The sequence below is a fragment of the Streptomyces sp. NPDC058289 genome, assembly GCF_042880975.1.
Taxonomy (GTDB): domain Bacteria; phylum Actinomycetota; class Actinomycetes; order Streptomycetales; family Streptomycetaceae; genus Streptomyces; species Streptomyces stoeckheimensis.
In genome coordinates this window covers 21,936-30,221 of record NZ_JBHVYI010000097.1, presented here as the reverse complement: position 1 = coordinate 30,221, position 8,286 = coordinate 21,936, and the positions used below count along the sequence as shown (strand labels likewise).

Below are 8,286 nucleotides of genomic sequence, written 5' to 3'. Positions count from 1 at the left end.
GGCCCCAGGGGGTCCGGGGCGCAGCCCCAGGGGGTCCGGGGCGCAGCCCCAGGGGGTCCGGGGCGCAGCCCCAGGGGGTCCGGGGCGCAGCCCCGGGGAACGGTGGAAGGGCGGGTAGGGGACGGCCCCGCAGGGCCCGCCTCCCCGGCCGGGGCTACGGCCGCGGAGGCTCCGTACCGGACGGGTCCGCAGACGGGGAGACGGCAGGGGCCTGGTAATAACCGGACGGCCACACCCCGAGCTCCGGCGCCGGATCCCGCGTACCCCACAGCGCAGTCAGCGCCAGGTGAACGACGACCGCGGCCATCGGCCACCCGAGCAGCGCCCCGTGCGCGAGCAGTTCCAGCGGGGCGTCGAAGGGGACGCCCTTCCCCGCCTTCCGGGCGACCGCCACCAAGTCCGAGGACGGGCCCAGCCACAGGCCCACCCGCCACCCGACCAGCGCGGCGAAGACCGATCCGACCGCGAGCCCGACCACCTGCGCCGCACCGCCGCCGCGGCGCCACAGGAAGACCGCCAGCGCGCTCAGCACGCCGAATCCGACGGACAGCAGGAGGAAGGTCCCGTCCGCCCCGATGCGCGCCTCGCTCTCGGTGTCCCGCAGGAACACGGCCTCGCCGTTGGAGACGTACTGCACGCGCGGCGCGAGCCAGACCCACAGCAGCCCGAGGAGCACGCCGGCCACGCCGATCACGAGGGCGATGGCGGCCCCGTCGCGGATGTCGGACGGGGAGAACGCCGGCTCGGACGCGGGCGCGGCCGGAGCCGAAGGCGACTCCGACGGCGGCTGGTCGGACTTGTCATAGGGGGTCACGGCTTCGGTCACCCCCACATCGTGCCAGGAAGTGTTTGATTTAACGATCGGCCCCGGCGGGCGTCAGCGGACCGCTGCCCGCCGGTAGGCCCAGGTCGCGACGGCGAGGGACAGCACCCCCACCCCCGCGCACACGCCGAGGTCGAGGAGGACCGCCGCCCAGTCGGGATGCGGCTCGAAGGTCCGGGCGAACGCCTCCACGCCGTACGTGGACGGCAGCAGGTCCCGCGCCCAGACGATGACGTCCGGCATCCGCTCGGGCGGCAGTACGCCCAGCAGCAGGGCCGCGGACATGCCGAGCTGTCCGGCGAGGGTGGCCAGCTCCTGACGCGGGGCGAGCAGGCCCAGCGCCGCGCCGAGTCCGGCGAGGGCGGCGCCGGCCAGCGGCACCACGGCGGCCAGGATCCACAGTCCGCCCATCGGCAGCCCGAACAGCACGCTGCCGAAGACCGCCGTCACCAGGGTGCCGGGCAGCGTGAAGGAGGCGTACGCGGCGGCCGCGCCCAGCACCACCGACGCGGGCGGCACCGGCAGGGTGGCGTAGTGGTCGAGCCCGCCGCTGGCCCGGAGCTGGCCGAAGTACTGCGCGAGCAGGTTCAACGCGACGAAGGCGACGACCAACACGGAGGAACCGGCGACGACGGCCCGCGCCTCGGAGCCCCCGTCGACCACGCCCCGCATCAGGATCATGATCCCGACGGACTGGAAGGTGGCCACGAACAGCAGGGGGATCCGCGAGACCCGCGCGCGGGACAGCTGGGCCCGGTAGACGGCGGCCAGCGCGGGGAAGAACCGGGCGCGCGGAGCCAGTACGCCCACAGTCTCGAGTGCGGGCGTGGCGGCGGCCGTGGCCGTGGTGGCGGCGGTGGCGCTCACGCCTTCACCAGTCCCTTCGAGGTGCGTCCGCCCAGGGCGAGGTACACGTCCTCCAGGCTCGGCGTGGCCAGCGTGAAATCGTCGAGGGCGGCGAAGGCCGGGCCGCCGGTCACGGCGGCCACCGCCGCCCGCGCCTCGTCGGGTCCGAGCCGCAGCACCCAGCGCCGCCCGGATTCGGTGGCCGCCGCGGCGAGCGCGGCGACCTCCGGGAGCTCCAGCGGCGGCGCGGTGCGCCAGACCAGTTCGAGGCGGACCTCGCCGGACACCCGGGCCTTGAGTCCGGCCGGGGTGTCGCAGGCGATGACCCGGCCCTGGTCGATGACGGCGACCCGGTCGAGGACGGTCTCGGCCTCGATGACGTTGTGGGTGACCAGCAGCACGGTGGCCCCGGTCTGGGCGCGGCGACGGTCGACGGCGGCCCAGACGGCCCGCCGGGCCACCGGGTCCATGCCGGTCGTGGGCTCGTCGAGCACCAGGACGGGCCGCTCCCCCACCAGTGCGGCGGCGAAGCAGGCGAGGCGCCGCTGCCCGCCGGACAGCTTCTTCAGGGGGCGTCCGGCGATCACGGTCAGGCCGAGCTCCTCCAGTACGGAGTCCCGGGCGGCCCGTGCCTCGCGCAGGCCCAGGCCCCGCAGCCGGCCGGTCGTCTCGGCGGCCAGCGAGACCGTGAGCTCGTCGAGGGCGGTGGATTCCTGCCCCAGGTAGGAGAGCAGTCGGGCCGACCGGTCGGGGTGGCGTACGAGGTCGTGGCCGAGCAGGGTCACCGAGCCGGAGTCGGGCCGCAGCAGGCCGGTGAGCTGGCGGACCAGGGTCGATTTGCCGGCGCCGTTGGGGCCGAGCAGCCCGAAGATCTCGCCGCGCCGCACGTCCAGGGAGATCCCGTCGGTGGCACGGGTCTCGGGCAGGGCCGGGGCCCCGCGCCGTCCTCGTACCGCGGGATACGTCTTGACCAGGTCACGTACCGCGCAGACCACGTCGGGGGCCGGTCCCGCGGCCCCTGCCGTGCCCGTATCCGCCTGTGCTGTCCCCGTACTCACGAGGGAGCAGCCTACGGGGTTGCGGCCCCTACTCGGCTGCCGGGGCCGCCTGGGCCACCGTGACGGGGGCCGCAACAGGGGCCCCGGGAGCACCCGGGACGGCGGCCGGACCGGCCGGGGATCCGGCACCGGCCACGTGTTCGGCGGCCGCCCGTACGTCGATCTCGCGCCAGAAGCCGGCCCGGATGGCGTACCGGTCGTGCTCGTCGATCTGGTCGTCCTTGTGGGCGAGGAGTCCGAAGCGGGCGGCGTAGCGCAGCAGCTCTCCGTCGATCCGGTGCGGGATCCGCGGGTACATGGTGGCGAGCTTCTGCAGGTGCACGGTCTCCGGGAGCCGTTCCATCCAGCGCCGGGCGAACACCTGTCCCACCTCGAAGGGGTCGCCGCCGACCGTGGTGATGTCCTCCTCGCGGTCCGCCCAGCGCTGCTCGGCGGAGGTGAGCTGGGCCAGGGTGGGCAGCGAGGCGGTCTCGGCGGGCTCGCCGAGCGGCCCGGCGCGGTCGACCCACCCCTTGTCGGAGGACCACCGCAGGGCGCTGCCCGCCGGGGCCGCGCCGAGGGCCTGGGCGGGCCCGGGGGCGGGTGCGGGGGTGGGGGCTCCGGGGGCGCGCAGGGCGCCCGCGAGGTCCTTGGGGGTCGGGACGGTCTTGCCGTTGGCGGTGGCGGCCGCGCCGGTGGCGGGTACGCCGCCCTCCTCGGGCTCCACGGGGGCCGCGGGCCGGGTTCCGGTGCCGCGGGCCGCCTCGGCGAGGGCGGCCTCGGGAAGCGGCGCGGAGAGGATGGCGGCGATCTCGGGGCGCGGGGCCGGCGCCGGGGCGCAGAGTCCGGTGAGGTCGCGGGCGCGGACGGCGCGGGTGATCCAGGTGCGGTCCAGGACGCGGCGTTCGTCGGCTTCGGCGACGAGGTCCTCGGACTGGTTGTAGTCCCCGTCGGCGGCCTGGACGGCCCACAGGTGGACGGCGACCCCGTGTTCCTTGGCGGACATCAGGCCGGGCAGCAGGTCGCCGTCGCCGGTGACGAGCACGACGTCCGAGCAGGCCCGGTTGCGGGCGAGCTCGGTGAGCTCGGCGTGCATGGCCGCGTCGACGCCCTTCTGGGCCCAGCGGCCGTCGCTGCGGGTCAGGGCGCCGAGGCGGACGGTGACCCGGGGCATGACGCGCAGCCGCCGGTGTTCGGGCTGGGGCACCCGGTCGGGTGCGCCGTCGAACCAGTAGATCCGCAGGAGGGGCTGCTCGGTGTCGGCCTCTGCGCGCTCGCGCAGGCCCTGGATGAGCGCCGCATGGTCGACGGTGATCCGGGAGCGGGACGGCTCTCCTGCGAGGAGGCTCGCGGCGGCGCCCAGCAGATAGCCGGCGTCCACCAGGACGACGCAGCGGTCCACGCGTACCACCCTCTTCCCTGGGGGTCCTCTGTGTCTTTCGCGGTTTCCCCGAGTCTGCCCGACGGCAACGGCCTTGACGGCCGGAACTCGATCATCGGCGTGGCGTATCTCTCAGAGTCCCCCGGCAGGAACCCCGACTACGCGCGGTAATGATCCAAAATGCGCCGTTTACGGCCCTGTGTGAGTGTGAAGGCGGCCCTGGCCCCTAAACCCCCCACGGAGGCATCCCATGGCCAAGAACAAGAACCGCCAGCAGCCCGCCAAGTCACAGGACCGCGCGGCTTCGCAGGATCCGGCGAAGACCTCGATGGAATCGTCGCCCGCGCCCTCGACCTCGGCGGCACCGAGCCCGCTGCAGATGGCCGGCAAGAAGAGGGAAAAGAAGTTCGGCCACAACTGACGCCTCCCCTGCATGCCGGAAGGCCCGCCCCTGTCGACGGGGGCGGGCCTTCCGGCGTACGGGGGAAAGGTGCCTAGCCGGCCAGGCAGGACGGGCCGAGGAGCACCTTGAGGTCGCCGAAGAGCGCCGGGTCGGGCTTGACCCGGTGCTTGTCGAGCCGGAGCACGGTGGTGGTGCGCGGCCCCTGGAGCTTGATCCGCACCTCGCTGTTGCCCTGGTGGTGGCGCAGGATCTCGCCGAGCCGGGTCACCATCGGCGGGGTGACCTTGACGGTCGGGATGGTGAGGACGACGGGGGCGTTGGTGCCGGCGTTGGACAGGTCGGGGACCATCATCTCCATCGCGACCAGCCGGGGGACGTCCTCGCGCTTGTCCAGGCGGCCCTTGACGAAGACGACGGTGTCCTCGACCAGCTGGGTGGAGACGAGCTGGTAGGTCGCGGGGAAGAACATGCATTCGATGGAGCCGGCCAGGTCCTCGACGGTGGCGATGGCCCAGGCGTTGCCCTGCTTGGTCATCTTGCGCTGGAGGCCCGAGATGATGCCGCCGATGGTGACGACCGCGCCGTCGCCGTGCTCGCCGCCGGTGAGCTGGGAGATGCCGGCGTCGGTCTTGTCGGAGAGCACGTGCTCCAGGCCGAAGAGCGGGTGGTCGGAGACGTAGAGGCCGAGCATCTCGCGCTCCTGGGCGAGCAGGTAGGCCTTCTCCCACTCGACGTCGGAGAACTCCACGTCGAGGCCGAAGCCCGGCTCGTCGCCCGCGTCCGCGTCACCCATTCCGCCGAAGAGGTCGAACTGCCCCTCGGCCTCCTTGCGCTTGACGGCGACCACGTTGTCGATCATCGGCTCGTGGTGGGCGACCAGGCCCTTGCGGGTGTGGCCCATCTCGTCGAAGGCGCCGGCCTTGATCAGGGACTCGACCGTGCGCTTGTTGCAGACGACGGCTTCGACCTTGTCCAGGAAGTCGGGGAAGGTGGAGTACTTCCCCTTGGCCTTCCTGCTCTTGATGATCGACTCGACGACGTTCTGGCCGACGTTGCGCACGGCGGTGAGGCCGAAGAGGATCACGTCGTCGCCCTGGGCGGCGAAGTTCGCCTCCGACTCGTTCACGTTCGGCGGGAGCACCTTGATGCCCATCCGGCGGCACTCGTTCAGGTAGATCGCGGACTTGTCCTTGTCGTCCTTGACCGAGGTGAGCAGGCCCGCCATGTACTCGGCCGGGAAATTGGCCTTGAGGTAGGCGGTCCAGTAGGAGACCAGGCCGTACGCGGCCGAGTGGGCCTTGTTGAAGGCGTAGCCGGCGAAGGGGACCAGGACGTCCCACAGGGCCTTGATCGCCTGGTCGCTGAAGCCCTTCTCCTTGGCTCCCGCCTCGAAGATGACGAAGTTCTTCGCCAGTTCCTCGGGCTTCTTCTTGCCCATCACGCGGCGCAGGATGTCGGCCTCGCCGAGCGAGTACCCGGCGATGATCTGGGCGGCCTTCTGGACCTGCTCCTGGTACACGATCAGGCCGTAGGTGACGCCGAGGATCTCCCTGAGCGGCTCCTCCAGCTCCGGGTGGATCGGAGTGATCTCCTGCTGCTTGTTCTTGCGCAGGGCGTAGTTCGTGTGCGAGTTCATGCCCATCGGGCCCGGCCGGTACAGGGCCGAGACGGCGGAGATGTCCTCGAAGTTGTCGGGCTTCATCAGGCGCAGCAGGGAGCGCATGGGCCCGCCGTCGAACTGGAACACGCCGAGGGTGTCGCCGCGGCCGAGCAGTTCGAAGGTCTTGGCGTCGTCGAGCGGCAGGCCGAGGAGATCGAGGTCGATCCCCTTGTTGGCCTTCACCATCTTGACGGCGTCGTCCATGATCGTGAGGTTGCGCAGGCCCAGGAAGTCCATCTTGATCAGGCCGAGCGACTCGCACTGGGGGTAGTCCCACTGCGTGATGGTCACGCCGTCCGTGTGCCGGACCCAGACCGGTGCGTGGTCGACGATCGGCTCGCTGGACATGATCACGCCGGCGGCGTGCACGCCCATCTGCCGGACCAGGCCCTCGACGCCGCGGGCGGTGTCGATGACCTTCTTCACGTCCGGCTCGTTCTCGTACATCGCCCGGATCTCGCCCGCCTCGCCGTAGCGCGGGTGCGAGGGGTCGGTGATGCCGTTGAGGTCGATGCCCTTGCCGAGGACGTCGGCGGGCATCGCCTTGGTCAGCCGGTCGCCCATGGCGTACGGATAGCCGAGGACCCGGGCCGAGTCCTTGATGGCGTTCTTCGCCTTGATCTTTCCGTACGTACCGATCATGGCGACCTTGTCGTCGCCGTACTTGTCGGTCACGTACCGGATCACTTCGACGCGCCTGCGCTCGTCGAAGTCGATGTCGACATCGGGCATGGAGACGCGCTCGGGGTTCAGGAACCGCTCGAAGATCAGGCCGTGGGTGATCGGGTCGAGGTCGGTGATGCCCATGGCGTAGGCGACGATCGAGCCGGCGGCGGAGCCTCGGCCGGGACCCACCGCGATGCCCTGGTTCTTGGCCCACATGATGAAGTCGGCGACGACGAGGAAGTAGCCCGGGAACCCCATCTGGATGATGACGTCCAGCTCGTACTCGGCCTGCTTCTGCCGGTCCTCGGGGACCCCTCCCGGGTAGCGGCGGGCCATGCCGCGCCGCACTTCCTCCTTGAACCAGGTGATCTCGGTGTAGCCCTCTTCCGGGATCTCGAACTTCGGCATGAGGTTCTTGGCCTCGAACATGCCGGTGGTGTCGATCTGCTCGGCCACCAGGAGGGTGTTGCGGCACCCCTCCTGCCAGGCGTCCGAGGAGTCGACGGCGTACATCTCGTCCGTGGACTTCAAGTAGTAGCCGGTGCCGTCGAAGCGGAAGCGGTCCGGGTCGGAGAGGTTCTTGCCGGTCTGGATGCACAGCAGGGCGTCGTGCGCGGCCGACTCGTGCGCGTACGTGTAGTGCGAGTCGTTGGTGACCAGCGGCGGGATGCCGAGCTTCTTCCCGACCTCCAGCAGCCCGTCGCGGACCCGGCGCTCGATCTCGATGCCGTGGTCCATCAGCTCCAGGAAGTAGCGGTCCTTGCCGAAGATGTCCTGGTACTCGGAGGCGGCCTTGAGGGCCTCGTCGAACTGGCCGAGGCGCAGCCTGGTCTGGAGCTCGCCGGAGGGGCAGCCGGTGGAGGCGATCAGCCCTTCCGACCACTGGGAGATGGTCTCCTTGTCCATGCGCGGCCACTTGGTCAGCCAGCCCTCGGCGTACGCGTCGGAGGACAGCCGGAAGAGGTTGTGCAGCCCGGTGGAGTTCGCCGCCCAGATCGTCTTGTGGGTGTAACCGCCGGAACCGGACACGTCGTCGCGCTTCTGGTGCGGCTGGCCCCACTGGATGCGCCGCTTGTTACGCCGGGACTCCGGGGCGACGTACGCCTCGATGCCGATGATCGGCGTCACCCCGGCCTTCTTCGCCGTGTGGAAGAAGTCATACGCGCCGTGCAGGTTGCCGTGATCGGACATGGCGATGTGCGTCATGCCCATCTCGTTGCACGCGTTGAACATGTCCTTCAGCCGCGCGGCACCGTCCAGCAGGGAGTACTGGGTGTGGACGTGCAGGTGCGTGAACGGCGGCTTGGTCACGGTGGGGGCCTCCGGGCGGGGAGAGAGGGGCGGCAGCTATGAATCCTACGTGGCCCCAGTGACAGAACTCGGGCACTGGCGGGTACGGTCATGCGTTGCACGACGAACGGCAGTGTCCGGCCGTTCATGATCAAAAGCGTGATCCACCCCGCTCCACCT

Annotated in this window: 6 protein-coding genes; 1 reads left to right on the top strand and 5 read right to left on the bottom strand. The window is 71.2% G+C overall.

Annotated elements, in window-relative coordinates:
• Positions 1 to 154: 154 nt before the first annotated feature.
• Genes ACFVX6_RS34115 through ACFVX6_RS34100 form a run of 4 tightly spaced genes read right to left on the bottom strand, consistent with a single transcriptional unit; the run spans position 155 to position 4,108 of the window.
• Positions 155 to 826: a hypothetical protein gene (locus ACFVX6_RS34115; protein ID WP_389698123.1), complete on the bottom strand. Its 672-nt coding sequence runs from the start codon at positions 824 to 826 to the stop codon at positions 155 to 157.
• Positions 827 to 877: 51 nt separating this feature from the next.
• Complete coding sequence (locus ACFVX6_RS34110; RefSeq protein WP_389698121.1) at positions 878 to 1,690, bottom strand: ABC transporter permease; 813 nt, start codon at positions 1,688 to 1,690, stop codon at positions 878 to 880.
• A complete protein-coding gene (locus tag ACFVX6_RS34105) occupies positions 1,687 to 2,727 on the bottom strand; it encodes an ABC transporter ATP-binding protein (protein WP_389698119.1) in 1,041 nt (346 codons plus the stop codon). Before ACFVX6_RS34105 ends, ACFVX6_RS34110 begins: the two co-directional genes overlap by 4 nt.
• 28 nt (positions 2,728 to 2,755) lie before the next feature.
• Positions 2,756 to 4,108, bottom strand: a complete 1,353-nt coding sequence (locus ACFVX6_RS34100; protein ID WP_389698117.1) for an NYN domain-containing protein — start codon at positions 4,106 to 4,108, stop codon at positions 2,756 to 2,758.
• A 229-nt stretch (positions 4,109 to 4,337) separates the two neighbouring features.
• Between ACFVX6_RS34100 and ACFVX6_RS34095 the strand changes: the two genes are divergently transcribed.
• Positions 4,338 to 4,508, top strand: coding sequence for a hypothetical protein (locus tag ACFVX6_RS34095; protein ID WP_389698115.1), 171 nt, complete (start codon positions 4,338 to 4,340; stop codon positions 4,506 to 4,508).
• 73 nt (positions 4,509 to 4,581) lie between these two features.
• On the opposite strand, the gene dnaE is transcribed toward ACFVX6_RS34095, so the two are convergent.
• Positions 4,582 to 8,127, bottom strand: a complete 3,546-nt coding sequence (gene dnaE, locus ACFVX6_RS34090) for a DNA polymerase III subunit alpha (RefSeq protein WP_389698113.1) — start codon at positions 8,125 to 8,127, stop codon at positions 4,582 to 4,584.
• Positions 8,128 to 8,286 lie beyond the last annotated feature (159 nt).

Coding starts and splice junctions, on each gene's coding strand:
- ACFVX6_RS34095 (WP_389698115.1), top strand. CDS start 4,338: ATGGCCAAGAACAAGAACCGCCAGCAGCCCGCCAAGTCACAGGACCGC.